We start from the raw sequence: 23998 nt of genomic DNA, 5'->3' as shown, positions 1-23998 counted from the left end.
AATGTCTGACATTGATAAATTGAGTTAATCTAATTTCATGTTGGCAAAATGTTCCATTAACATTCGGTGGATGAAGATGTAACCGCCACCAACTTTTTGCATGAATAGGCGTTCAGTAGCGTAGTTAAGAAAATTGGCATAGTTCCAAGGAGCATAATGATTAAAAGATATTATAATTCGCAAAGTAAAATGTTGAATAACTGTTTTACCACCACACCAAACAATCAAAAAAGGGAAAGCCAAAATAAAAATAAACATCAAAAATGTTGCTATGGCAAGGAAGTATTGAAATATCAAGTTGTCGAAAGAATCTAACTCAAAAAAAGCTAATAAAATCAAATATGAAATCAAACAAAGTATTATTAAGGCAATCAATGGAAGTTTAAATGAGTTTATTATTGACTTCCAAATACCTTCATTATTCATACTTCTATTTTTTATATCTACAGAAGTAAATCCATCCAGCAAACATTTAAAGCAATATACTAAAAAACCAAAAACAATAAATATGAACAAAGCATTGAAACTAGACAATATAATCTCTTTTATGGCTTTAATCTTACCTTCCCATATATTTCCTAATATTAGGAAAATATAAAAAGCCATGGAAGTATAGCAAAACTCTCTAATATTACTATCTTTAAAAAGATCGTTAAAAGATTTTTGAGATTTTTTATAAGACCACTTAACAATTTCAATAGTTTTTATTTGTTGTAATGAAAATAATGTTCCACAAGTTAAGAACAGTAGGAACAAATTATCGGGCCTTAAAAGTTCGGAAATTAATTCATTAGTTAATGCTCCACCAATATTAATGATAAATATAAAATAAAGTTGCACTATCAATCCTAAACTAACTCCACCAATGAGATAGACAACTATCTCATATATTATTCTTGAAATCAAAGATGTTAGCCATGATGGCTGCATCTTTTCAATCAAAAACATTGATTGAGATTCTTTTTGTAAAGACTTTGCCAACCAACTCAAATACTGTATTGTTATTTTTTTTTTATGTTTTTTACTGAGACTAATTTCCTTGCGAGTAAACATCCGTTTAATATAACTATCAAACAATCGCTCATAACGCTTTTCTTTGACACTCATTTCTTCTAATAATTCTTCTAAAGAATAACCTTGATAAGCGATACTCATAACACTAAAAATTAAAGGTGTTCTCGCAAATTCTTCTAATTCCTTATCTTTTTGTAATAGTTGTTTTAATCCAACTAAAGGCTTACCCACATCTTCTAAATACCAATTGATATATTCAGATGATAAAGGTTGAATACAAATAGCATTGCGCAACTTCAGACGTTCAGAAAGTGCTTCATAATCTTTTACTCGACAACAAACTACCATTTCCGTAATGCCATGAGCATTAATAAATTTATTTAAAGCACTCACACAATCATTGCGATATTTAGCTTTAACTTCATCTAAACCATCTAATAGCAAAATCAACTCTTCCTGCTCAATCAATCGCTTTGCTAAAGCTGTAGAGACTTGATATTTATCTTTTAATTCCTTCACTAACCAATCAGCAATACTTTGTCGCTTAATTGCCCAAGAAGACAAATTAAATACTACTGGAATTGGTAAAGTTAAATCTTCCTCAGTTTTCTTAATTAAACGCTCTGCTAACTTTAATAAAGAAATCGTTTTTCCTGTTCCGGGTTCACCTAAAATTAACAGAGTTCTTCCTGCATCCATCCCCTCAAAAATATCACTTGCCTGTATAAACTCAAAAGACTTATCTGATTCAACTCCAAACTCTTCTAATCCACTAAAAGGACGTTCTACAGTATCAGAACGATTTGTGATTGTTTGTTCAAATAAAACTTGACTAAAGAGTGACTTCTTTAAAACTCCCTCAATCCAACTATCTTTAACTTTACTAAGTAAAACTTTCCTCCATCTATACTCTTGCTGCGTTAATGGTTGTCCTCGATCAACATTATTTCTTCCTAAATTAAAATCATTTTCGGTATCTTCTTTATATTTCTTCCGCTTAATTTCATCTTGAAATAATTCAATTACATCCGGTAAATCTTGTCCAGAATTTACTCTTTCCTGATTAGGAAAACGAGTCAGAGGAGATTTTATTTTTAATTGTGGCTTTAAATTTTCTGGCAAACGTTGAGATTCAAGTTTACGATTAATAAATTTTCGTTCAGCTTCAGAAATTTCAGAACTATAATTATATGAATTATCTATCTGTATTTTGATAGCATTACAGCCTAAATCATAAGCATTTTCTATTGATTGTTTATATCCTAATGCTTGATAAAATCCTCTGGCAAAAACAATAGCTGCATCATCTCTAATTGCTTGTTTCATTCCCACTACATAGTTAATATGACGGGAAATTTCAGTTGCTTGAATGTCACTATAACAAGCATTTAAAAGTACACATTCTACTTGATGAGAAAAAAGCTTAAATAAATCTGATAGTGCCTCATTGCTAACTAACTTTTCAGATTCATCATCTTCAAATACTAAACCTTGTTTTCCAGCGCCATGACCACAAAAATGAACAATCTGTGGTTGATGTTTATGAAATAGTGTTTGTATTTGAGCGGAACTTACGCCCGAACCTATTTCGACTTCAAATTCATCTTGTTCATCTTGAGCTTGAGAACGTTCAATTCTACTTTTTAAAATGTGAATTTCACGTCTTAAATCAAGGTCTTTTCTAGGATTAGCTGCTAATATTAGGATTTTTTTCATCTTAAAAAGGGTAGTGATAAATTATTAACAACCGGGAAAAACAAATTTTTACAGGACTTACGCACGAGGCACTAAAAATATAGGGTTTGAGAGGCAATAACGGAAATACTTTCTACTGCGTAAGTCCTTATTTTAATTAGTTGTTTTTACTGTCACTTGTATTTCTTTACTCGTCCACTCAGTATTAGAATTAGGTTTACGCCGAAAACTGCGATTTATTTTGGGTGGTTCATTAATTTCTGCACCAATAGTTGTTAATAGCTTATCCAAAGGATTAATCTCTAATTCTTCTCCCCTTTGAACGCCTATTTCTATGAGTTCCTCTTTTTTCTTATCTAACTCACGTTTGATATATCCTCTATCTTGTTGTTCTTCATCAAGGGGTGGTAAAGTTAACCATTTAAAATTAGCTAATCCCTTAACTACAAAAACTTTAAGAGTTTCCTTGGCTTGTTCATAAACCACTCCTTCTGGTGCTTTAAATTCAAAATCATCAAGCTCTAATACTTCACCACTAGCTAATTCATAAAAAGGTGCATCAATATCTTCAATATCAATTTGAAAAATCCCCCAAGTTGGTTCTAAGTCAAGTATGGCAATATTTAAAGAACGGAAATAGTTATTTTTGAGGCGCAAACATACTGTACCTGATTCCAAAACAATATTATTTTGATCTGGAAATGGTTGTTTATTTTGGTCAAGTAATTCATATTCAAGATACTGAGAAAGCTTTGAATTAGGATTATCTAATTCTGCTGTAGCTTGATATTTAGCCAAATGAACCAAACGTTTGACCACAATTTCTGGTGCAGCAGCATCATCTATCATTAATGGTGGACGTAAGTTCTTTAGAGGCATCCCAATACAAATTTCATATTCCCCCTCTCTTCCTACTGCAACTTGATAATCACCTTCTTCTCCTTCTTTAACTTCAACTACCCAACCATTATCAGCTAAAGCATCACGCACCGCTTGTAATGCTGTCTCTTGTTTCTGGACTAAATCTGGTGGTAATTGATGTTCTTGCTCTCCCGCTTCTTTGAGATAAAAACGAACTCGGCGAATCAAATTAATAGGTGCAGCCAGAATAAGTGCAGGACATCCTGGTTCTAGCTTACCTTTAACTTCAATTCCACCATCTCCAGGAAGTAATACCTTCGCAATAGAAGTAGAACCTTGAACCTTTGTAATCTCTACTGCTGCCAAAACCTGTTCTTTGTTAGCAAAATCTCTAGTATTAAAAGGATAAATGGCAAATTGTGTCCCCGTGGTTAAACCTTGAGCAGCTCCTGCATCTAAAGTTACTTCTGTTTGCTCTGTATTAACTTTAATTAAATTTACCGTGTAATAAGTTGAGACAGTTTTATCCCCAAACACCAGGCGATCGCCTTCCCCCAAAAGCATTGGTAACTGATTAGAGAATTTACTCTGAATCATCCCTTTTACCCGACTATAGAGAGATTGATAAGTTAACTCTGATGTTGAATTTCGTAAAGTATCAATCATCCAGTAAGTCAATGCTCCATGACGCTCTTTACCGTGAATGGCATATTCATAAGCAGACTCAGAAGGACGACAAGCAGCTAAGAAAACATAATTTTTCTGGTTAGGTAACCATCCATCCATTGAATGTCCTGTTGTTAACTGTTTCCAGTTGTTCATTAACTCATCTTTAGCAGCAACCAAACTTTGTTCTGTTCTCTCGCTATTATCAACCTCTGCTATTCCGCGAATGGCATAATCTCCTCTCGTTGCCCCCCCAGAGTGACAACTATCAAAAACAACAGAAACAATTAATCCTTTATCCGTCATCCGTTTGAGCAGTGTCGCAATTTCCACATCTCGCAGATAACGACCAGATTCTCCTATATCCCTCGGTACAATACCCTCATCTTGCTTATCTGGTTTAATTTCTGGAAATATAGTTTTTGCTTGTCCTCCATGTCCAGAATAGTGAATGTAAACCAAATCCCCTGGTTTTGCTTTTTGAGTCAGTTCATCAAAAGCTTTGACAATATTTTCATAGCTAGGTAATATCTCTTCTTGACGTTTAGCTCTGATAGCTTGGAGGTTAGATTCTTCCTCAATAGGAGAAGTTAATCGAGTAATCTGTTCTTGAGGAATATTTAACGTATCTCTAAGATAGGTATCTACTAAATCAATATCCCTAACCGCACCCTTCAGACTTTCGTAATATGGGTTAGGTTCATAATAATTAATGCCAATTAGCAAAGCATAAAACTTGGTTCCAGGATTAGCTATATTAACCATAATTCAAACTTCTCCTTGTGTGATATTTGCTACTTCAAAGAAATTGTGAACGGGGGTAGGTGCATCCTCGCTAGTATTATCTGTTTGTACTTTTATTTGATATAGTCCAGGGGCTAAATGATCTGTTTCTAGTGCCCATTGCTCCCCTTGGTTATTAAAAGTCAAAAATTGAGTATGATGTTTATCAGAAATACAAGTAATCTCAGCATTAAGAGAATTAAAAGAAACTCCTGGAGAAACTTTGGCTTTCATACTTATATTTTCATCCAGTAAATAAAGATCGTCAATAGCAAGGCCAATTCCTTTTGTTCCTTTTATTTGCTCACTACCTCTCATTACTCCTCTAATATCTTGTAAATCCGTTTCTGATTGGACAATTTGAAGTTTTCTTAACAAATTAATTAAGATATGTTTCTGATTTTGTAAAGCTCCATGAGATTCCCCAATAAAATTGCCAAATTCTAGAATATCTGTGTTACTAAATTCACTAGGAATAGCTGAAACATGAGGGACTGTACCATCACCATCGGCTAAATCATAACGACTTTCCATAATTTTAGGTAAAGCTTCTGAGGCAATAATCTCACCATCTTTTAATTCTGCAGACTGTAAAGTAGGCTGTTGAACCCCTACAATGGGACAAGTAGAGAAGAGATAGTATTGTTCATCTTTTTGATTGGTTTTAACGGCAGCTTCTATTTCCCGATGGAACTTTAAAGCATCAACTACTTTGGCTTGATTAATATTAGGTAAATTAACAGGAGTTTCTGCAATGCGATGAAAATTATCGTCAATTTTCAGGACTTGATAAATTGGAAGTAACTGATAAATTGAAGTTAGCGATCGCATCACTTCTGTTAGGTCAAGAAATAATTTTTTATAACCATTGGCCAAGAAGTTAATAGCATTTACTGAACCACGATAGGGAGTACCAAAAGTAAATAAAGCTTTGCAATCTTCCCATCCTCCTAATACTTCTAAATAGTAACGTGAAACTAATCCCCCCATACTATGAGCAAGAATGATGACTTTAGCATTAGGATTATTGCTATGTTCCCTCCAACATTTTAAGCGTTTATTAATTAGCTTTTGTAAAATTCGTGCAGATGCTCGATTATCTCGTCGCCAATCATAAGGAAAATGATAAAGATTAGCTGCTTTATCTTCTGAATCTTCGTAGATATTTCCTTTAGTAACGTTAGTGAAATTATCAGCGATTAGTTTAGTAGTTTGTGTATATCCATCAATCTTTACTAACCCTGGTATTATATTGACATTTTCAATAAGTCGAGTAGCTTTTATTCCATCTCCTAAATCATCTAATTCTGGGTCATCTTCAGTTAATTTAAGATTATTAATAGTTTGCTCTGACTGAGAAAGTATTTGCCAAATTGCTTGACCAGAAACTGCCCAAAAGTCCTTGCCATCTTTTTCAAGAACACTGCCCAGAATTCCAGGAAGTATTACTATCAAATCTTTTAAAGATATCTTGTTAGCCATTGTTATTTATCCTTACCTACTTAGCACTACCAAATTTTATATATAATTGTAATCAAAGATAACAGGATAAAAAATACTATGAATACACCAATCCGATCCGGTTGGCAACAAAGCGATAGCGAACACGACCACAATGAGAGTTGTATAGCAGATATTGGTTTAACTGAAGCTGAAATTGATGGATTAAATTGGGCACCTCGAGGCGGTTTCCAGCAGATGCCCTATTCCGGAAAAGGATTTGAATGTTACGGTCCTCGCTATAAATGCTACGGGCGACCTGAAGTAATTGAAACTTTGTTACAAGTTTGTGCAGAATGGGCAGAAAAGTTTCCCAACGGGCCTCGAATTGGGATTGGCAATATTAGCTTATCTGGGGGTGGCCCTATGCCTCCCCATAGTTCCCATCAACGAGGCTTAGATGTCGATCTTGCTCCTGTGGCCAGCACAGCAGACGAAATACCTCTCAAGTGGTGGGAGCCTAAATATTCTCGTCAACGAACGCAGTTATTGGTAGATTTAATCCGTAATAATTTTAATATTGGAGTTAAGACTATATTATTCAACGACCCCGATATCACAGGTGTTGTATCTTGGCCTGGGCATGACAACCACTTGCACGTTAGTTTCCTGCCATCAGGAGTTGGTTCAGTTGATTTCAGTAGCGATAGAAACGGATATCTGCGACTGGTTGTTCCTCCGATGAAAGGTGCGCGAGTTCGCAAACTGCAAGAAGACTTAGTTCAAATTGGTTTTGATTTAGCTGTAGATAGCATCTTTGGTGAAAATACAGAAGAAGCGGTTCGTAATTTTCAAAGCGATCGCGAACTTGATGTCGATGGCATTGTTGGGCCTATAACTGAAGCAAAGCTGGCGCAGGTTATCAGAGAGACTGCAAGTAGGGGTATTCGTAGCTCTAGTCTGTCGCTGCAAGTCTTAATTGACCAAAATAAGTCTATTCCCTTTGACAATATTAATTCGAGTTTGTTAGTTGATGATGAAGGTTTGTGCCGAGAAATTCAAGTGATTCTCAAATCTTTAAATTTGCTGACAGTTATTGATGGGTTATATGGTCCGAAAACGCGAGAAGCTTTACGACTATTTAAAGCAAGTCGTCAACTGGGAGGTGGAGATGTTTTAGGTTCAATAACTGCGAAAGCACTGTTAGAGGCGCGACCAGGAACAGGAATATTATCGAATTGGCAAGGAGGTGACAAAAAAGCAGCAATTCAAGCAATTATTCAGGAAGCTTACAGGCTTAGAATTACTAATAAATCTCAAATTGCCTACATTTTAGCTACGGTGCAACATGAAACAAATGATTCGTTTCAACCTGTAAAAGAAGGCTATTATTTGGGCGAACCCAAGGCAGAAAATTATCGGCAAACACTACGTTATTATCCATATTACGGACGGGGATATGTTCAACTAACTTGGCGCGATAACTATCAAGAATATTCGGATTTGCTAGAATTAGATTTGGTGAATAATCCTGATTTAGTTATGCGTCCAGATATTTCGGTTTTTATTTTGATTGATGGTATGAAACGAGGTGTTTTTACAGGGGTTAGTTTGGATGATTATATTTCAGTTCAACAAGTAGATTTCTTTAATGCTCGTCGAATTGTGAATGGTTTAGACCAAGCTCAACTTATTGCTAGTTATGCTCAGAAATGGGAAGTCAATTTGGCTTAGTTATTTTGATCAACAAAAATACAATTAACAATTTATTTTTGTTGATTTGTTAATTATATTTATAATAGGAATTTGTCAACTTGAGAAAATGTCAAAGGAAATTTATGACAGAAATTAATGAGTTAATTAAAAAATCATCACAACTTGATGAGTAAATATTGCAAGCTCAACAAAAATAATTGAACCATTAATTCGTAACGATTTGTACTTGACCATTACTATGAAAGACTACCGATTTTTCAAAAGGGGCAAACTAATTGGTTTGCCTTCTTTTTTTTAATCTTTTAAACCAATTCACTTTAAAATGTCACAAATAGCGACTGATAATATGAAATAATAAGCTGAAATTATTATATAAGCAAACTTTTAAGCCATTCAAATTTCACTTCTGACTTGCGCGTCGCTATATGTGGCTATCGCCATTGATTTTGGTGTACTAAAAGGAAAACAATTATGGGCTACACTCATTACCTAAATAGACCTCCAGAGCTTCAAAACTTTGGAGCAATTGCACTAGCAACTAAAGTATGTTGCGAAGCAGTAAGAAAGCTAGGCATAGATATTGTTGGCGGACACGGAGAACCTGAATCAGAGCCAGAATTTGGCTATGACAAGATTTGGTTCAACGGTTCATCTAAGCAAAAACCTGGGCAGTGGACTGCTGAAGGTTCCTTTGGCATAGTTTGGCCGAGCAATAAGAGCAAACCAATACCTGCTTCCGATAAAGTTGTTTCTGGACAATGGTTTGGTGGTGCTGAATTAGAAAAGCGTATTGCTCCCAATGGCGACGGTAGTTACGAAACACTGAATATTTCCAGAGTTTATAAAGTCAATGAATGGTCTGAGAAAGACGAAAACGGTAATTATTTCGACTTTTGTAAGACTGCTTATCGCCCTTACGATGTTCTGGTAATGTGCGCATATCTAGTCACAAAGTATTACGACAACCGTTGCGTCATTGGTAGCGATGGTCAAGCTAACGAATGGAAAATAGCAGTAGCAATAGCTGCTAAAGCTCTAACGACAGAGGAAAAGGCATTGTGGAAGCTATTGGAAGTCGATAGCTAACTATATTTAGAGGGGGTTTGTCCCCTCTCTTTTTATAGCAGTCGAAGCATAGTGCGCAGACATTGCCAAATATTGAAACTAGAGATTACTTCTGACTTCTAACTTCTGACTTCTGACTTACGCGGTGGCTATTGCCGTTGGTTTTGGTGTTTATCCCATACGAAAAAATGGCATTAGCAAAACAAAACGAATCTCAACCAAAGCCAACATTAGTAGAATTAGCTAAAGACGTTCAGGACTCCTTAGACATTTACCAATTTGCGTTAGACTTTGGCGATACCGAAACCATCACAGAATGTGAGAAAGAACTAGAAAAGTCTATCAACCAGTTTGGCAGCAAGCTCGAAGCCTGTTACTTTGCAGCCAAGATGCTCAGTAAAGAAGGTGATGCTCTTATCGAAGAAGCCAATTCCATGAAAGAGAAGGCTGGCATTAAAAAGAAAGCAGCTAGTCGTATCATTGATATGGTTAAGCACGTTATTCTCTCATCTGGCAATACTTACAAAGGAGAATATTATAAGTTCATTGTTTGTTCCAACAGCGTTGCTCCTGTTTGGAAGCAGCAAGATGTTGATTCAGCTAACGTGCCAGATGAATTTGTTGTGACTGAAACCATCCAGCATATTGACTGGAAAGCCATTGAAAAGCTAGCCAAAGAGTCAGAAGATGGCTGCGTCTATGGTAAGAATAGTGAAATAATCGCTAAAGTATTGCCACGCGGTAAGCACGTTCGTATTAAGTAGTAGTATTTGAGCAGTGGCAGTAATGCTGCTGCTTTCAGGAGGAATAATGCAAAGAATTAATAAACAACCATGTCGTACCTGCCCTTTTGCAGGGGATGAGCCATTAGATATAACTGAAGGAGCAAGGCAAGAAATAGTGAGTTATGTCATTGCCGGCACTAATCATTTATGTCACAGCGACGAATCTAACCAGACTGTTTGTCGCGGTGGACGGGACATCTATTTGAGAGTAGCCACAATGATAGGCGCAATTAAAGCACCAACTGATGAAGCACTAGCAGAAGCGATGAAAGAGGCTGGCTTAATCCCAGGCTTGCATATCAACAACTGTTGACTTCTAATACTAACCTTTGATTTTGTCAAGGTATCTTGCTCTAAAAAATATTGGTAAGATTTAGAAGGTTGTAGGCTATCGTGCAACCTTCTCCATTTTTTTTACAACACTAAGGAGAATTAAATGTCAAGCAACGGAATGAGTAGAAGGAAGCTCTCAAAATCATTATTGAAGAAAGCTCCTGAAATGGAGGCATTAGCTAATCGCATTGAGAAAGCCATGCCTTACAGGTTCCCCAGGGGCTACATGGAATGGAATGAATTGAGAGCTTTGGTAGCAATGCAAATGGTGTCAGTTGCTCACAGTGGAGTAGTTAAAAAGCTTGGTTCCATGGGCGACCAAGCAGGATATTTTAACGCTCATAGATATTCATTGTGGGCTGTGCAACAAGCTCCTATCTACTGCTTGTCTAAGGAAGTATTTCATGCAATGCTCAACACGACTATAAACGAAGAGATTATTAAAAATCTGGAGATATTACTGCCGACTATAATGTTATTGTTCCCAGATAATTCACTCCGTAGTAGTGAGGCAGTAGTTGACCATTTAGTTATACACACCAGTGACTTGAGATATCCTGAGAACAGTACCGGAAAAAACTTTGGGTACGAAATAAAATATTTGCCCCAAGAAAAGCAGACAATTATTCATTCCACGACAGTAGACCAAAACTCAATTACTTGGCTAGCTGGAATGAGTGTTGAAGAAGGGAAAGTTGATTATGACAAGTCTAATAAACTGGGAGTGTTTACTGTTGAGAAGGATGATGATGACTTCCTTGATATCATAAGACAAATAGCCTTGATGACTTATATTATTTTACAGTCCAACCCAGAAATGATAGGGGAAGTCGCCGAGTCTGAAATTCCCAAAACCGTTGGTAAAGGATTCACCCCGCAACAAAAAGGAAAATACATCAAACCCAGGATAATACGGGTTCCAAATAATAAAAAGGCAAAAGTTGAAAGCCCTACCACCAGAGAAGGGAGTCATTCTAGCAAGCGCACACACTGGAGGAAGGCGCATTACCGCAACATCCAATCAAAAGACGGACAACCTAAATTAGTCTACGTCCGTGCAGCAATTATCAACCCTCAGTAATACAAATGTTCTGTTGTAAGAGGAACACTCTTGCAGCGGACATAAACATAGAGTGGCTATCGCCGTTGGTTATGGTGCAGTTGCAGCTGTGCTTGAAACTAAATTAAGCTGAAAAAAATGACCCAAAGTAAACCGAAATTAAACGTGTTTGGAACAAAGCCAAAGGGAGTAATTCTTTGCCCTATGATTCCATATAACCTGCGTAATGACTGTCAAGTCGGCCAGTGGACTAACGGCCAAAGTATGCTTGGTGACAAGCTAGCAATGACTATTATTGCCAAGAGTGAATGGTATGGCAATTTAGGCAGCACTACCGATGCTGACTGGTGGCAGCTTTGGTTTGTAGCAGAGCGCAATGGTACTTCTATTCCTGTGCCTTTTGAAACAGTCATGGTGACGTACATCAAAACTGAAAGTCTCGGTAACTTGAATACACTTGTAACTACCATGATGGCCGATGGTTCCGAGCCAGCAGAAAAAGTGTTTCTCCCCACATTTGTCAAGAAGTCTACTACCCTTGATGATGGTAAGACTGCGAATTATTGGGCTATTACTTGGGAATGTCGAGAACGCACTTCAGACGATACCAGCATAGGTTCCCTGGCTGCTACCATTCAAGAGAATGTATTTATTGATTCTGTAGGTACTCGCAAGATGATGAAAGGTAGCTATGCTTCTTTAGTTGCTGCTGGTAAAATAGTACCTCGCGAAGACGATCCAATTACTGGTACAAAGCAACAAGCATTACCCTCTGACTCCTAACTATCCTTAGTTCTCTAGTAAGTGCTCTCAGTAATGGGAGTGCTTTTTCCCAATGCTTGATAATTCTTTAGAAACACTGTCAAAAATAATTGTGGCCTCATCCAGAGCTAATGGAGGTGACATTCAATCCGATGATATCCAGAAGGTACTCAAGGTTGCCGACAAATGGTCGCTTACCCAAGCATACATAGCTGTGTACTTGGAGTCTGCTAACCACTATTTCAATACACAACAGACTGAGCATAACCTGAAGCGACTGATGATAGCCATGAGAGCTGGATATCAAGCTATGAAGATTTGTTGTGGGCAAGAACCGTTTGTAGCTAAACTAACAGGGTTTAACTGGATGGAAATTGCTAACAGTAATGGTGTCAGGCTTTTTATGGCAGTCCCCAAAGGCTGTTTTCAGTAAGCCACAAAAAAAGGCAGGTATATATAGTATGCCTGCTTTAGTTGCATTATGATACAGCAGCATTCTAACACAACCTATTTGACATAAAAATGGCTGACTATGATGACAACATCACGGTCAGCTTTTTTTTATGGCAAAGAAGTAATTGGTTTTCGTGCGCTAGAAAACCCCAGGCAAATTAAGACGTGATAGGATAAAAACAATTGTAGCATGACTCCAGAACAAAAGACACGACTTCTAAATTGGGTTGCCACCCACGAAATTCCCCCAGACAATACCAACAAGGTTTTGACTTGCACATCATTAGACGTAGAAACATTATGTCCCCGCGTATACGCATCTAATCATGGAACATACGCTCTGTACGAAGTTGCACCAGGCTTGTTATTTAGCATTGCCAACAGATGTACCTCACCCAACTGGAGAATTCCTCAAGACTTTGATACTTGGCTGCAAGTATATGTGGGATATGAACAGGAAAACTACAATAAAGTGCGAGAGTATTTTTCCTGTAAAGGTTGCGAATTTAGTAGCCGTAAATCTAAGCGACCACAGTTACTAAAAAAGACTTATGAACTGAAACTTACTAAATTCAAAGTATACGATGTTTTGTACTACTTTGAATCGACTAACTTAGACTCAATTTTCGTTATTTTCTAGTAACATTTTTAGTAGGATGACTGTAGCAGTTGTCCTACTGTAAGTCAAAAATAACTATGGTTCAACAAACAATAATTCCCATCTGTTCAACAGTGCTAGGAATTCCATTACTCCTACTATCATTTGTGTTTTTTCAAGATTTCCGAAATGATGGCAAAAAGATTGCCATTCTACTTATGTTCTTAGCAGTAGAGAAACTTCTTAGCATACTTTTATTACCAAATATTCAAGCAGATAAATTCTATTACGGCCTTGATTTTGGGATTTCTTTTCTATCATTTTCTTACTCAGTAGGAATGCTAATAATGAACGGAAAAACAATAGTTAAAATCAGTAAATCCAGAAAAGTAAGAGGATAAACATGAAAAAAGAGGATACTGGTTTTATAGTCTTTAAAAAAGAATTTTCTGGGAGCTTTCAGTCTTTAAAAAGTATCTGTAATTTCTTCTTATACAATCCTGGTTTTGCATACTTAGTAGTCATAGGGATAAAATTAATTTTAGAAGATGAATTGATAATATTATCAGGGCTTTGTATTGGAACTGGTATTGGTGGTATAGTTATGTACGCTCTAATACCTTTTCTAGATGAATCTGGCAAGAATGAAGGGTTAAATTTTTACCTATATTTTTGTTTTTTACAAGGAATAATGCTACCGATTATGTTTGGAATTGCAGTGGTTAAAAACCTCCAAGTAGAAGCAGTGTTAAGTATTGTAATGTTAGGAATTGAATTAGCAAAATTCACTTTTTGGGGCAAAAGGTCAAAACAACATGATAGTTTTTCTAGAAAAATTGATTAGTCGAATAGATAACCCCATTCTGCTATTCCTTTGCGTATTGCTAATAGTTGGCGTGCTTTATTTTAAAGAGCTAATGATAATTATCAGGAAACGGGGTAGTTTAAGAAAAGAAATTTTGCAGGAGAGATTGGAGCAGGCAGACAAAGATAATAACACTCTTAGAAAAGAGTTGGAAAGGACAAAACAAGAGGTAGTAATTTACAAAACAAAGCTTCTTAGATATAAGACAACTGTTGAAAATGGTAAGGAGAAATATATAACTCAATACAACAATTTGAAAGGGAAGTTTGACAGTCTCAGAAGTAGGAATCAAATCTTAGTTGGAGATTTGAAAAACGATTTGAAAAATGTTGAAAATTTAGTCAGAATAATGCGTAATTCTAGTCCGGAACAAGTTATTAATTATTGCGATGATGTACTTGCTAATATAGATAAAATTCTTAAGGAACTATCTAAATTTTGAGTGGCTATTGCCATTTGTTGTGGTGTTTTACTTGGAGAAAACTAATGCAACAATGGCATGAAGTTAATGGTATTCCACGATTGGAAAGCTATTGGGATAAGGAAGATTGGGAAAATTCCAATGAGACTATCTATATTAAGAATCTAAAAGACCTTGACAATGGCTTTGATGATGCAGCTAAGTTGGGTATAGTTGCAGTTCCTGGTACTGCTCCAGACCCCACAAGGCAAAAGTATTACTGTGTAGGATGGATACAAGGTTGGTTGTATTTAGTCCTACAGCTTAATATTATGATTGCCAAACATTTACTTGAGCTAATAATTCAGCAAGAAAACAAACCTTGCGCTTTTGCCATAGCAAGTAATCCTAAAAATTTAATGCCGGGATGGATTATTAAAGAACATCGTTTTACTGGAGCTGCTATTAATCTAACAGTTTACCTAGTTAGGTCTCAATACGGCGAGTGCTTCTGGACTCCCTTTGCTTATGGAACAGAATACTTACCGCCAAGGCATGATGATTTTGATTGGAGCAAGATTGAAAAGGTGAAAGATTTACCAATTGATTACAACCCAGAACTAGACAACTGGCTCTATGCAGAGGAGTTTTAGGAGGAAGCAAAAGATGGGAATAGAACCTATTAACTGCGAAATTACATGGCATCAGTTTGGGAGAACTGGCGAGGTGGAACCCCCACAAAATATTAGGCTTCTACTCGCTTACAAAATCAATGTTTACGGACAGGATGAGTGGACTTTTCGGACTGGCGTGTACGAAAAGATTAGGCAAAATAATACCTGGGAAGGTAAGAGCAGAATTTATGGCACTTCCACTTGGGTTGAAAGATGGAGTATAGGGAGCCAAAAAGGTGTTCGCTGTCCCGACTACTGGGCTGAAATAACACCACCTTATGAGATAGAAGAACCGGAAGATAGAGACAAACTTGACGATGAGTTATACGGGTTAGACCCCGGTAATTATGACGACTGGGCTTACCACAAAGGTTAAAGTGTTCTAGCACAGTGGGGAGAGAAGTAATTTCTCCTCACTTTTTTTAAGTGGCTATCGCCTCAGAATGCGGTGTTTAGTTACATTAGTTCAACAAAAGTGAAAGTCAAAAAAGTAGCAATCAGGCATATCTCTAGCCAAGATGTGAAACAGTTCAACCTCCAAGGTTTGTACGATGATTATTTCAAGCATGAGATTATTATGGTACACAATGGTCAGGGATTAGTTTATACTGGGGCAAGTTCAAGGTTAGGAAACCCATTCTATGAAGCTTGTAATGGGAATCCAAAGCAGGCAGTTCAGCGGTTTCGGGAAACTTTGTATTCGGATATCCAATATTTTCAAGATTATGGAACTCCTTCGAGGTTACTTGTTGAGGTTTCTAGGCTTTCTGCAATTATGGCAACTGGAGACTATAAGGGTTCGGTGTGTGAGCGCATAGTAATGGCGACTTATGCAACCTGTGAGGAACATGACCATGCTGTAGTAATAGCCAAGTGTGCGAAGTGGCTGTTAGACCAGGAAGTTAAGGTAGAACTAAAGAAGGAACTACCAAAGGAACGCATCCAAGTATTTGAATAAATAATTTACTGCCTCGGTTAGGGGGAGCTATCTGCTTCCCTTCTAATCTCTAGTAGCTAATTTTCCCCTCGTACTCGGCAGTAGTTAGGGTTTTGGTGATTTAGGAGAAAACCTATGAAAACTAGAAAAGAAAGCACAAACACTTATCCCAACAAGAAAGTTTTGATCTGCGGAAGTCGGAGTATTACAGCCTTACCCGATGAGGTTTGTAAGACTCTAGACAAGATTATTGCGTTCCAGGTTAACATCTTGATTGGAGATGCTGATGGTGTCGATCGCTTAGTCCAGAAGTACCTGCATAGTAAGCGTTATCGAAAGGTCACTGTCTATTATGCCAAGTCTGGACTGAGAAGCAATATCGGCAAGTGGACAAGCATTCGGGTTGCGGGTAATTATATAGACCGCGACAAGCTCTTATGCGATAAGGCTGACTGGTGTCTTGCAATACACAAAGGCAATTCCAGAGGTACTAAGCGCAATATTGAAAGCTTTAAACCTGAAGCAGTGAAAGTGTTTATCCTCTAAAAAAAGGTTAACTGTTAAATCTACAAGGGGAAAGCAACAGAAACACTTCTAATTTCAGATTCGCATGGTATTGCTGCTTCGGTTAGGGGGGTAGTTATTACTCATAGACAAAGGCTACTTGTGAACCCCCCCGTACTCAGCAGCCGTTTAGGTTGTGGAGAATTTGGAGTGATTCCATGACTTTAGAAAAGAACGAGCTTATCCGTAAGATTGGCAGAGTTGACATTCAGGATTTTACTGATTACATGAAGACTCTGCCATACCGGAACGATCCCTACAAATCTAGCTTTAGTAGAAAAACTCTACCAATAGGACTAGAGCTAGCTGGGGACTACAAATATCCAGATGCTGTAGAAGCCTACAGGGATGCCAGGATTGAGACATTCCTAGATAGGATTCTACCTCGGTGGGAAATTGTGCTTGCCTTACATTACGATGCAGGCGGTGGAGTCAGACCTCATCGAGACGCTGCTGGATACGGAACTATTGCTATCTCAGTTTCTAGCACTGACTTCACTTTCAGAATTGGAAGCGAAGTACACCAGTGCAAAGCAGGAGAAATCTACCTCTTCAGGACTAAGGTTCTGCATTCGGTAGATCAGCTAGAGCAAGAAAGATTTGCTTTGGTTGCTTGGACAGCAAACTGGAGCAAAATCAAGGTTCCATTCTAGCTTAATGAATAGCAGTATCTAACTTTGGATGCTGCTATATTTTTTGTCCTCCACACTTTGAAATCAATGAAAATCAGAATTGACAATATCAAAAACTACAAAGATATCGACATCCTGTCTGGTAAATACCGACTACGCCAAGATGGAATTGCATACATATACTGTGGTCGTCCAAGCTCATTAGGAAACCCATTTCGAGTAACGATGGACACCCCTAGAGAAGTAGCAATAGCTAAGTTCCGCAGGCATTTATGGAATGAAATTAAAGCATACAAATACCAAAACAAAGATTCTGAATTGGTTGAGGAGATTTTGTCTCTAGCAAGGTTATGTGTAGCAGAACAGTTTCTTGATGGTTATCCCATGAAGGAGATGGTATTGCTTTGCTACTGTTATCCCAAGCAATGCCACGCTACTGTAATTGCCAATTGCATCAAGTGGATGATTGAAGAGTCTAGCTTTATTTACGGTGCTATGGAAGAAATCGAAGAAGAGACTGAGGACGAGTACGAAGAGGAAAACTATGATGACTACGGTTACTATGCTGGAGATTATCCAGATGATAATGCCACTATAGAGCTGTATTAGTGACTTTTTAACATTATAGCATTTAGTAGCTCGTCTCGTCGGGGGGCAGGTTACCGCTTCGTTGTTAGGTTATCTGTGAAACCGTGCCCCCACTCCTTACCTTGCGTGGTTTGTTTCGGTGTTATTGGAAATTATACCAATGAAATTAGAAACGGTAATAGAACATTTTGCCTGCAAGAATTCTAACGAGATTTACATTCATGTAGACTTGACGCTAGCTGAAGCAACTGCGGAATGGCTACTCAGAAGTGGTGAAAATCTACAGAATATAGCTCAACAAATATCTTGCGAGAACCTAGAGAATCTTGACCAAAGGTGGAACAACCTCAGTACCTACAAGAAATCTCTAGCCAAGTACAAGCGGCAATATTCCAGGCAACGTGAAAAGTTTAGCTACCAATTCAGATTAGCTGATTTATGGACTATACACTATTCTTCTGCTAAATATCCTGATATTGCTTATGCGACGTTTGTGGTTTTAGATCCAACAGAGCAAATACTAAATACCTTAAGCAAGAAGCATAGGATAGACAAAAGAAGTGGGTACAGTCTTATTTCTGGATCTAAGCAAGCTGAAAGCATAATAGCTTGCGAGCAATACAGACTGTAGCAAAAAAAAATAAAATCCGTCTCCTGAATATGAAGGCTGAGATTCTTCGCATGCCAGCCCTTCATATTCTTGCAAACGCTTCTGTAATTCGTGATTGTAAATTCTCTTAAATAACTTGTGACATTTAGTGGCTCGTCTCGTCGGGGGGCGTTTCACTGCTTCGTTTATAGGTTGTCTCTGAAACCGCGCCCCCGCTCCTCTCCTTGCATAAGGGGTGACGGTGTTATTGGAGATATTACCAATGAAAACTAGAAACGGATTCCAAATTGTCAACGTTTATCGACTCCGAGTTGAATTTCCAGTTGTTGTCGGTGATTCAGAGGATAGCTGGATTGAACAAGACTGGCTTGGCATTGAGTGCGAGGAAGTTCCAGTTCACGACGTTGGTAATCTTGAGACTAGCATCGAAAGCGCTTGCAAGAATTGCGAGAGTATTTGGGGTATTGTCAGTCTTAGCGAAACTCGTAAGCTTGGCAGGATAGCTGCTCTTGCTAATACTTACGATGACAGTGATATTCCATTCTAGGTGAAAGGAAACAGCCGGAGGTTTTAGACTTCCGGTTTTTTTCGTTGTTTATCATTTATCGACTACTACAATGAAAGTCAAATCAAAATCAGTAATGATTACGGGCAGCCATCACCTACGAAAGCTGCCTGAGCAGGCCATACATTCTCTAGACAGAATCATGGCGCTTAGATTGCAAGTCCACATTGGAGATAACCCTGGTGTGGATTTGTTGGTTCAGTTGTACCTAGCCAAACACAAGTACAGAAATGTGTTTGTGTACGCTGCTACTCAAAAGAACAGTCATCACAAGAAGCTTAGGTACAACCTCGGTATGTGGATGGTCATTCCATGCTACGGAGACACTATCCATCGAGATAAGTGTATAGCTTATCAGTCCCGATGGTTGATGTTAGTTGGGTCTGATGAAACTTGCAACCATATCAATTTCTTCTTTGCTAAAGAGCAGAAGAAGTTGGTAGCTGCATAAAGAAACAGCAGTAGAGTTAGCTCCTCTACTGCCTTAACTTCTTACATTCAATACGATTATCCAATGTTTAAGATTTTACGTCAAGTCCTCCAGGGGGAACACCTGGAAAACTTCAGACAGTTTTGTGAGTCTCTAAATCCCACCACCAAGCAGTCCAGAAGCTCATTCTGTCCAGGTCGTCCCCAACGCTGGATTAAGTCTGGCTGTAACTTCCAGTCAGGAAAGCGGTTCAAGATTTTTACACCCCCAAGTATAATGGTTGTTCGACCGAGCGATCGCCTGGATAGATTTTGTCAGATGCTAATGCCAGAGTGGGATTCAGCTTGTTGTACGGCAGATAAGGGAATTGATTGGCATAAAGACCATCCCATGTTTCGGGAGTGGTGTGTGATGGTAAACCTTGGTGAGGCCAACTTCTATATTAATCCTAACAGGGGTTTTAATTTGAAGCAGGCTAAGGCAGGGTATTTGTGGAAAGATGCGGAATGCTATCGCCTCACAGATGGAATGATTGTTGCGTATAATGCTCGACACTGGCATTGTACACAAGTCCCACCAATGCAAGAGAAGCGCAGAATGAGTTTGATTATTCGGCGTTGGCAAGCTGGTTGGGAGGAATATATCTGCGACTACATCCAGAGGTTGCCTGAGAACTGGAAGTAGACCTCACCTATCAGATGCCTCTAAATTAGCTGTAGAAAGATGTCAGAGGCAATCGGCTTCTGGCTTTTTTTCTCAAAATAATTGGCTGCAAACCCGCCTTTTAATCAGTTATCAGTTATCAGTTAAATTTTTTTTCTAGTTTGATTAAAATAATAAAGTAAGAATTTAACTTCTGACTTCTGACTTCAAAAACCCCCGTTACAAAAACAACTTCTGTACGGGCGAATGGCCATTCGCCCCTACTTCCCCTCCTGCTCCCCTCCAATTCCCCTCCTGGGAGGGGTTAGGGGTGGGTTGACTTCTGACTTCATTAATAGTGGCGATCGCCAAATATTTTGGTGTTTATAACATGGTTAGCAATGACTGATACTCCCAAAATATATGTAGCTTCTCTCTGTGATTACAACAATGGTATTTTACATGGAGAATGGATTGAGTGTGATTCACTTTCTCAAGTCGAGGCAAAGATTGAAGATATGTTGGCTGAGTCTCCTTCAGCAAAGAAGTATGGTGAAGTTGCAGAGGAATGGGCTATCCATGATACCGAAGGATTTGAAGGGATAGAAATAGGCCAGTACGAGTCTATTGAGAAGATATGTGAACTAGCTGAAAAGATTGCCGAGCATGGCGAAGCGTTTGCTTGCTACATTAACGCCTTTGGTGATGATGATGTAGAAGAACACTATGGAGACTTTGAGGACAGGTATCAAGGCTGCTACGAGTCTAAGGAAGCATTTGCAGACGAATGGTTTGAGAACTGTGGAGCTGTAGATGCTGTGAAAAATATATCGGTAGTAGGAGTTAGCCTTGATAACTATCTAGACAGTGATGCACTCGTCAGAGATATGGAAGCCTCTGGAAGTTTCCGCTTTGAGAGACTAAACGGCAAAGTCTATGTATTTACTACCAACTAGCTAATAAATGGGGCTACGTTTAGCCCCAAATAATACCTAATTATTTTAAGGAGAATAATAATGATTAGCAAAAGTGAAATAGTCAGGCAACTAGCGAGCAATATTGATGTAGAACAACTGGCAGATAATAATCTGCATATTGCAGTTATGAGAAATCCATATCTAAGATTTGTCCTGGACGGCTCAAAAACTGTAGAAAGCAGACTATCTAAAACCAGGATAGATCCCTACAAAAAGGCAATCACAGGGGACTTCATCCTGTTTAAGCAATCAGGGGGACCAATAGTTGCGATCGCCAAAATCGTCAACTGTTGGTACTATGAAAACCTAGATTACACGGATATCCTTTGGCTCAAAGCCAAATTCAATTCGCTAGTCCTTGGCTCGGATGATTATTGGAAGAAAAAGCACAGTGCGAAGTATGCCAGTTTCTTCCAGCTCTCAGCAGTCACCAAGATTCAACCAATTATTATTCACAAGTCAGATGGTCGAGCTTGGGTTGTACTCTAATAGCTAAAATGCCGATTTAATCGATATTAAATTTTTTTCAACATTTGGCCTATCCCAGACAGGTTTAGTTTGGGATGGGTCAAAAGAAAAAATTACTTCTGACTAGGGTTAATGGCTAGATATCCTCTACGAGATGATAAAATCATTTTTGATTTAACCATTTCAGATGCAATTTGCTTGATGTAGTTTTGGCAGTAGCCTAACTGGCTGGCAAGTTGCTTGCTGCTAGTCTCTTCTGTTTCACTCAGATGCCTCAGTATCTCTAAAGAAATTTGCTGAGGCATAGAAATATAGCCTCGTTTAGTTAGTTGTAATTTCATGTTCAACGTCATGCTCCATTTTTTGCACTTCAGCCCAGCAGTAGTCGCACAAATCAGGATAATCATCGGCTGCACCAAAACACCAAGGACGCAAGTACCTACAGTTTGGGCATTCAAAGTAGTGGTCAGGTTCACATAACTTGCACTGACAAGTGCTAGGTCTTAGACGAACTTTTTCCCTAACTACTTGCTCTAAATTATGCAATTTTCGCCACAACTCCTGGTTTTTCATTCCATTCAACCCCGTCTAACAAACGCCCACCTGCCTTAGAAGTTTTGCCTCCTATCTGCTTAAAGAAAAACGGTACTCCGGCTTCTAAGCACTGGTCGCGGATGCTTCGTGCCCAGTCTAGATTTATAGGTCGGTATTTGGGGCCTGATTCACCGCCAACAATTACCCAATCAATGCCTTCTAGATTTAGATTTAAAGGGCCTAAGAGCGGTTCACAAGATAAGAACCGGACACTAGCAGGAGTTTCCCTTAAATAATCAACGCGGTGTATAAAGTCTTGGTTTTCCAACGAAACACCTAGCCACAAGTTATCCCACCCTTTGTGGGTCGTTTTACCCTCATAGATAAGTGACATACTATCTTGTAAAAGGAGCGGTACACCACCATCTACCCACATTCGAGACATAAACCTTTGCAACCTTTCAGCTCTCTTTGTCAGGACTTGAAAGTTATGCTGAGGACATTTTCTAATGACCTCCAAAACTTTTAAGATGAAGGGATCAGGAACCTCTTGATTAAACATATCGCTCATTGAGTTGACGAATATTTCTCTAGGTTTTTTAAGCTTTAGTGGCTGCTCCAGTCGTTCTGGATGCAAGGTTACTTTGTGAAACCCTTGAGGGTAATAGCGCTTCAGCCTACTGTGGGCAAGTCTTTCTGCATAGCAGTTTGCGCAACCAGGACTGACTTTTTGACATCCTGTTACCGGATTCCAGGTATAGGATGTCCACTGAATTTCTGTATCTCCCATTACTCCTCTTCTCCCTCGGCATCTACGGTAATGTCAATTGCTTCAAACTCTATTTGCTCCTCGCATTGGGGAGTTTCATTTTCTGCCTGCTGAATCGCTTCATCTTCAGATTCAGCATAGATAGTGAATTCTGTAGTTACAGTTTTGATTACTTTATAAGTTCTCATTTATTCCTTTCTAGACTACATAAGGGCTTTTCAGCCACCATTGGTTCTCAATGTTTTTTCTGACAAACAAATCAAGTGCAGTTTCCACCGCCTTCAAGGACTCGCCTTTAAAAAGTCCTTTGCTTTGGGCCAGCATTTCCTCTACCTTCTGTCTGCACAAGCTTTTTTGCTCTTCGGTGATTACTTTGCCATAGCGCTTGTCGTAGAATTGGCGACATTCACTATCGGCTGCCCAATAAATTTTTGAAAAGAGGATTTGGTCAGCAATTGTGCCTAAATTTTCGTTCATTTTTGTATTTGCAAAAAAGTTGCTTACTCTACCCCAGGACAAATAGTTTTGGGGTAGGCTGATTGTAAAAAATTAAATTTTCATCACACTAATGGCTTGTCTCAAACTCTTTTCCATTATGGATTTACCACGGCCAAATAACTGTGATTGAACGGCCTGGTGGTGTTTAGAGTGAGTGATTGCTCCTGAGACTGCTTGCACAGCAGAATACAGTGTTCCTTCTATTGCTGGCATTTCCTCACAGGTTTTGTAGTAATGCTCCATTACATTTTTCACTACTTGTAAATCAAAAATAGTAGGCTCAGGCAAATTGTTTTCTAAACAATGCTTCTGTTTGGCTTTGAATTGAACAGAAAAGACTTCTTGCAAATACTCCTCAAACTTATAGCGAGGTAAATTGTATTTTGCCATTGCTTTATAGACTTCCATCCCGTCATTAAAACAACGCTTTTGAAAATCAATCAAGTCTTTTGCCTCTGAAACTTTTTCTTGAATGTTTCCAATGTGTCTGATGCGAAAGTTCTTGCTATCAAGTCTAACATCGCCCTCGAAATCATCTTTCCCAACTGCCATTGACAGAGGTTAAGGTGAGGACAAGCATTGCTGCTCATCCTTCCTCACAGAACTGGACGTGC

At 38.3% G+C, this 23998-nt stretch carries 32 protein-coding genes; 23 read left to right on the top strand and 9 right to left on the bottom strand.

The window, feature by feature from the left end:
• Positions 1-24: 24 nt before the first annotated feature.
• The 3 genes from ACP6PM_RS04210 to ACP6PM_RS04200 form a co-directional block, all read right to left on the bottom strand.
• Positions 25-2730 (bottom strand): NACHT domain-containing protein, encoded by a 2706-nt coding sequence (locus ACP6PM_RS04210; protein WP_426582126.1) that lies wholly within the window; start codon positions 2728-2730, stop codon positions 25-27.
• 132 nt (positions 2731-2862) lie between these two features.
• The gene (locus tag ACP6PM_RS04205) at positions 2863-5001 is read right to left on the bottom strand and encodes a caspase family protein (protein ID WP_426582125.1); all 2139 of its coding nucleotides are present in this window, start codon (positions 4999-5001) and stop codon (positions 2863-2865) included.
• Positions 5002-5004: 3 nt separating this feature from the next.
• Positions 5005-6501 carry a lipase/acyltransferase domain-containing protein gene (locus ACP6PM_RS04200; protein WP_426582123.1) on the bottom strand — a complete coding sequence of 499 codons (1497 nt, stop codon included), beginning with the start codon at positions 6499-6501 and terminating at the stop codon, positions 5005-5007.
• 78 nt (positions 6502-6579) lie between these two features.
• Between ACP6PM_RS04200 and ACP6PM_RS04195 the strand changes: the two genes are divergently transcribed.
• The 23 genes from ACP6PM_RS04195 (at position 6580) to ACP6PM_RS04085 (ending at position 21604) form a co-directional block, all read left to right on the top strand.
• Positions 6580-8193, top strand: coding sequence for a penicillin-insensitive murein endopeptidase (locus tag ACP6PM_RS04195; RefSeq protein WP_426582121.1), 1614 nt, complete (start codon positions 6580-6582; stop codon positions 8191-8193).
• Between the two features lie 453 nt (positions 8194-8646).
• Positions 8647-9261 carry a hypothetical protein gene (locus ACP6PM_RS04190; RefSeq protein ID WP_426582120.1) on the top strand — a complete coding sequence of 205 codons (615 nt, stop codon included), beginning with the start codon at positions 8647-8649 and terminating at the stop codon, positions 9259-9261.
• 167 nt (positions 9262-9428) lie between these two features.
• Positions 9429-10004: a siphovirus Gp157 family protein gene (locus ACP6PM_RS04185; RefSeq protein WP_426582118.1), complete on the top strand. Its 576-nt coding sequence runs from the start codon at positions 9429-9431 to the stop codon at positions 10002-10004.
• 46 nt (positions 10005-10050) lie between these two features.
• Positions 10051-10338 (top strand): hypothetical protein, encoded by a 288-nt coding sequence (locus ACP6PM_RS04180; RefSeq protein ID WP_426582116.1) that lies wholly within the window; start codon positions 10051-10053, stop codon positions 10336-10338.
• 123 nt (positions 10339-10461) lie between these two features.
• Positions 10462-11439: an AcrVA2 family anti-CRISPR protein gene (locus ACP6PM_RS04175; RefSeq protein WP_426582114.1), complete on the top strand. Its 978-nt coding sequence runs from the start codon at positions 10462-10464 to the stop codon at positions 11437-11439.
• Between the two features lie 117 nt (positions 11440-11556).
• A complete protein-coding gene (locus ACP6PM_RS04170) occupies positions 11557-12201 on the top strand; it encodes a hypothetical protein (RefSeq protein ID WP_426582112.1) in 645 nt (214 codons plus the stop codon).
• A gap of 91 nt (positions 12202-12292) precedes the next feature.
• Complete coding sequence (locus ACP6PM_RS04165) at positions 12293-12613, top strand: hypothetical protein (RefSeq protein WP_426582110.1); 321 nt, start codon at positions 12293-12295, stop codon at positions 12611-12613.
• A 210-nt stretch (positions 12614-12823) separates the two neighbouring features.
• A complete protein-coding gene (locus ACP6PM_RS04160) occupies positions 12824-13273 on the top strand; it encodes a hypothetical protein (protein ID WP_426582108.1) in 450 nt (149 codons plus the stop codon).
• A gap of 56 nt (positions 13274-13329) precedes the next feature.
• On the top strand, positions 13330-13632 hold the full coding sequence (locus ACP6PM_RS04155) for a hypothetical protein (protein ID WP_426582107.1): 303 nt from the start codon (positions 13330-13332) through the stop codon (positions 13630-13632).
• A gap of 2 nt (positions 13633-13634) precedes the next feature.
• Positions 13635-14075: a hypothetical protein gene (locus ACP6PM_RS04150; protein ID WP_426582105.1), complete on the top strand. Its 441-nt coding sequence runs from the start codon at positions 13635-13637 to the stop codon at positions 14073-14075.
• Positions 14076-14127: 52 nt separating this feature from the next.
• A complete protein-coding gene (locus tag ACP6PM_RS04145) occupies positions 14128-14538 on the top strand; it encodes a hypothetical protein (protein WP_426582103.1) in 411 nt (136 codons plus the stop codon).
• 44 nt (positions 14539-14582) lie between these two features.
• Positions 14583-15149, top strand: coding sequence for a hypothetical protein (locus ACP6PM_RS04140; RefSeq protein WP_426582101.1), 567 nt, complete (start codon positions 14583-14585; stop codon positions 15147-15149).
• A gap of 13 nt (positions 15150-15162) precedes the next feature.
• On the top strand, positions 15163-15546 hold the full coding sequence (locus ACP6PM_RS04135; protein WP_426582099.1) for a hypothetical protein: 384 nt from the start codon (positions 15163-15165) through the stop codon (positions 15544-15546).
• Positions 15547-15645: 99 nt separating this feature from the next.
• Entirely contained in the window at positions 15646-16128 is a 483-nt protein-coding gene (locus ACP6PM_RS04130) for a hypothetical protein (protein ID WP_426582098.1), read from the top strand.
• 162 nt (positions 16129-16290) lie between these two features.
• A complete protein-coding gene (locus ACP6PM_RS04125; protein WP_426582096.1) occupies positions 16291-16653 on the top strand; it encodes a hypothetical protein in 363 nt (120 codons plus the stop codon).
• Between the two features lie 176 nt (positions 16654-16829).
• Entirely contained in the window at positions 16830-17324 is a 495-nt protein-coding gene (locus tag ACP6PM_RS04120; RefSeq protein WP_426582094.1) for a hypothetical protein, read from the top strand.
• A gap of 66 nt (positions 17325-17390) precedes the next feature.
• Positions 17391-17912 (top strand): DUF4326 domain-containing protein, encoded by a 522-nt coding sequence (locus ACP6PM_RS04115; protein WP_426582092.1) that lies wholly within the window; start codon positions 17391-17393, stop codon positions 17910-17912.
• A 139-nt stretch (positions 17913-18051) separates the two neighbouring features.
• On the top strand, positions 18052-18522 hold the full coding sequence (locus tag ACP6PM_RS04110; protein ID WP_426582090.1) for a hypothetical protein: 471 nt from the start codon (positions 18052-18054) through the stop codon (positions 18520-18522).
• 241 nt (positions 18523-18763) lie between these two features.
• Positions 18764-19048: a hypothetical protein gene (locus ACP6PM_RS04105; RefSeq protein WP_426582088.1), complete on the top strand. Its 285-nt coding sequence runs from the start codon at positions 18764-18766 to the stop codon at positions 19046-19048.
• A gap of 160 nt (positions 19049-19208) precedes the next feature.
• A complete protein-coding gene (locus ACP6PM_RS04100; protein ID WP_426582086.1) occupies positions 19209-19517 on the top strand; it encodes a hypothetical protein in 309 nt (102 codons plus the stop codon).
• A gap of 63 nt (positions 19518-19580) precedes the next feature.
• Positions 19581-20180 carry a hypothetical protein gene (locus tag ACP6PM_RS04095; RefSeq protein WP_426582084.1) on the top strand — a complete coding sequence of 200 codons (600 nt, stop codon included), beginning with the start codon at positions 19581-19583 and terminating at the stop codon, positions 20178-20180.
• A gap of 359 nt (positions 20181-20539) precedes the next feature.
• Complete coding sequence (locus ACP6PM_RS04090) at positions 20540-21094, top strand: antirestriction protein ArdA (protein WP_426582082.1); 555 nt, start codon at positions 20540-20542, stop codon at positions 21092-21094.
• Between the two features lie 60 nt (positions 21095-21154).
• A complete protein-coding gene (locus ACP6PM_RS04085; RefSeq protein WP_426582080.1) occupies positions 21155-21604 on the top strand; it encodes an ASCH domain-containing protein in 450 nt (149 codons plus the stop codon).
• A gap of 92 nt (positions 21605-21696) precedes the next feature.
• Here the strand turns inward: ACP6PM_RS04085 and ACP6PM_RS04080 are convergent, their stop codons facing one another.
• From ACP6PM_RS04080 to ACP6PM_RS04055, 6 genes are all read right to left on the bottom strand, one after another.
• Complete coding sequence (locus tag ACP6PM_RS04080) at positions 21697-21888, bottom strand: hypothetical protein (protein WP_426582078.1); 192 nt, start codon at positions 21886-21888, stop codon at positions 21697-21699.
• Between the two features lie 16 nt (positions 21889-21904).
• Positions 21905-22156: a hypothetical protein gene (locus tag ACP6PM_RS04075; RefSeq protein WP_426582076.1), complete on the bottom strand. Its 252-nt coding sequence runs from the start codon at positions 22154-22156 to the stop codon at positions 21905-21907.
• On the bottom strand, positions 22122-22907 hold the full coding sequence (locus ACP6PM_RS04070) for a DUF5131 family protein (protein WP_426582075.1): 786 nt from the start codon (positions 22905-22907) through the stop codon (positions 22122-22124). Before ACP6PM_RS04070 ends, ACP6PM_RS04075 begins: the two co-directional genes overlap by 35 nt.
• On the bottom strand, positions 22907-23074 hold the full coding sequence (locus tag ACP6PM_RS04065) for a hypothetical protein (RefSeq protein ID WP_426582073.1): 168 nt from the start codon (positions 23072-23074) through the stop codon (positions 22907-22909). Before ACP6PM_RS04065 ends, ACP6PM_RS04070 begins: the two co-directional genes overlap by 1 nt.
• Positions 23075-23084: 10 nt before the next feature.
• A complete protein-coding gene (locus tag ACP6PM_RS04060; RefSeq protein WP_426582071.1) occupies positions 23085-23363 on the bottom strand; it encodes a hypothetical protein in 279 nt (92 codons plus the stop codon).
• Positions 23364-23435: 72 nt separating this feature from the next.
• Positions 23436-23936: a DUF932 domain-containing protein gene (locus ACP6PM_RS04055; RefSeq protein ID WP_426582069.1), complete on the bottom strand. Its 501-nt coding sequence runs from the start codon at positions 23934-23936 to the stop codon at positions 23436-23438.
• Between the last annotated feature and the right edge of the window lie 62 nt (positions 23937-23998).

Origin of the sequence: Dapis brunnea BLCC-M229, from assembly GCF_050015995.1 — a bacterium.
Classification (GTDB): domain Bacteria; phylum Cyanobacteriota; class Cyanobacteriia; order Cyanobacteriales; family Microcoleaceae; genus Trichodesmium.
Note: the sequence above shows the minus strand (reverse complement) of the source record. Positions and strands in the feature narration are given on the sequence as shown.

Bases quoted from the DNA above. Each gene is read 5' to 3' on its own strand.
- ACP6PM_RS04205 (WP_426582125.1), bottom strand. From the start codon at position 5,001: ATGGTTAATATAGCTAATCCTGGAACCAAGTTTTATGCTTTGCTAATT.
- ACP6PM_RS04070 (WP_426582075.1), bottom strand. From the start codon at position 22,907: ATGGGAGATACAGAAATTCAGTGGACATCCTATACCTGGAATCCGGTA.
- ACP6PM_RS04110 (WP_426582090.1), top strand. From the start codon at position 18,052: ATGAAATTAGAAACGGTAATAGAACATTTTGCCTGCAAGAATTCTAAC.
- ACP6PM_RS04080 (WP_426582078.1), bottom strand. From the start codon at position 21,888: ATGCCTCAGCAAATTTCTTTAGAGATACTGAGGCATCTGAGTGAAACA.
- ACP6PM_RS04195 (WP_426582121.1), top strand. From the start codon at position 6,580: ATGAATACACCAATCCGATCCGGTTGGCAACAAAGCGATAGCGAACAC.
- ACP6PM_RS04115 (WP_426582092.1), top strand. From the start codon at position 17,391: ATGAAAATCAGAATTGACAATATCAAAAACTACAAAGATATCGACATC.
- ACP6PM_RS04160 (WP_426582108.1), top strand. From the start codon at position 12,824: ATGACTCCAGAACAAAAGACACGACTTCTAAATTGGGTTGCCACCCAC.
- ACP6PM_RS04090 (WP_426582082.1), top strand. From the start codon at position 20,540: ATGACTGATACTCCCAAAATATATGTAGCTTCTCTCTGTGATTACAAC.
- ACP6PM_RS04175 (WP_426582114.1), top strand. From the start codon at position 10,462: ATGTCAAGCAACGGAATGAGTAGAAGGAAGCTCTCAAAATCATTATTG.
- ACP6PM_RS04185 (WP_426582118.1), top strand. From the start codon at position 9,429: ATGGCATTAGCAAAACAAAACGAATCTCAACCAAAGCCAACATTAGTA.
- ACP6PM_RS04190 (WP_426582120.1), top strand. From the start codon at position 8,647: ATGGGCTACACTCATTACCTAAATAGACCTCCAGAGCTTCAAAACTTT.
- ACP6PM_RS04200 (WP_426582123.1), bottom strand. From the start codon at position 6,501: ATGGCTAACAAGATATCTTTAAAAGATTTGATAGTAATACTTCCTGGA.
- ACP6PM_RS04085 (WP_426582080.1), top strand. From the start codon at position 21,155: ATGATTAGCAAAAGTGAAATAGTCAGGCAACTAGCGAGCAATATTGAT.
- ACP6PM_RS04065 (WP_426582073.1), bottom strand. From the start codon at position 23,074: ATGAGAACTTATAAAGTAATCAAAACTGTAACTACAGAATTCACTATC.
- ACP6PM_RS04140 (WP_426582101.1), top strand. From the start codon at position 14,583: ATGCAACAATGGCATGAAGTTAATGGTATTCCACGATTGGAAAGCTAT.
- ACP6PM_RS04105 (WP_426582088.1), top strand. From the start codon at position 18,764: ATGAAAACTAGAAACGGATTCCAAATTGTCAACGTTTATCGACTCCGA.
- ACP6PM_RS04155 (WP_426582107.1), top strand. From the start codon at position 13,330: ATGGTTCAACAAACAATAATTCCCATCTGTTCAACAGTGCTAGGAATT.
- ACP6PM_RS04095 (WP_426582084.1), top strand. From the start codon at position 19,581: ATGTTTAAGATTTTACGTCAAGTCCTCCAGGGGGAACACCTGGAAAAC.
- ACP6PM_RS04170 (WP_426582112.1), top strand. From the start codon at position 11,557: ATGACCCAAAGTAAACCGAAATTAAACGTGTTTGGAACAAAGCCAAAG.
- ACP6PM_RS04135 (WP_426582099.1), top strand. From the start codon at position 15,163: ATGGGAATAGAACCTATTAACTGCGAAATTACATGGCATCAGTTTGGG.
- ACP6PM_RS04055 (WP_426582069.1), bottom strand. From the start codon at position 23,936: ATGGCAGTTGGGAAAGATGATTTCGAGGGCGATGTTAGACTTGATAGC.
- ACP6PM_RS04060 (WP_426582071.1), bottom strand. From the start codon at position 23,363: ATGAACGAAAATTTAGGCACAATTGCTGACCAAATCCTCTTTTCAAAA.
- ACP6PM_RS04120 (WP_426582094.1), top strand. From the start codon at position 16,830: ATGACTTTAGAAAAGAACGAGCTTATCCGTAAGATTGGCAGAGTTGAC.
- ACP6PM_RS04100 (WP_426582086.1), top strand. From the start codon at position 19,209: ATGGCGCTTAGATTGCAAGTCCACATTGGAGATAACCCTGGTGTGGAT.
- ACP6PM_RS04075 (WP_426582076.1), bottom strand. From the start codon at position 22,156: ATGAAAAACCAGGAGTTGTGGCGAAAATTGCATAATTTAGAGCAAGTA.
- ACP6PM_RS04180 (WP_426582116.1), top strand. From the start codon at position 10,051: ATGCAAAGAATTAATAAACAACCATGTCGTACCTGCCCTTTTGCAGGG.
- ACP6PM_RS04150 (WP_426582105.1), top strand. From the start codon at position 13,635: ATGAAAAAAGAGGATACTGGTTTTATAGTCTTTAAAAAAGAATTTTCT.
- ACP6PM_RS04210 (WP_426582126.1), bottom strand. From the start codon at position 2,730: ATGAAAAAAATCCTAATATTAGCAGCTAATCCTAGAAAAGACCTTGAT.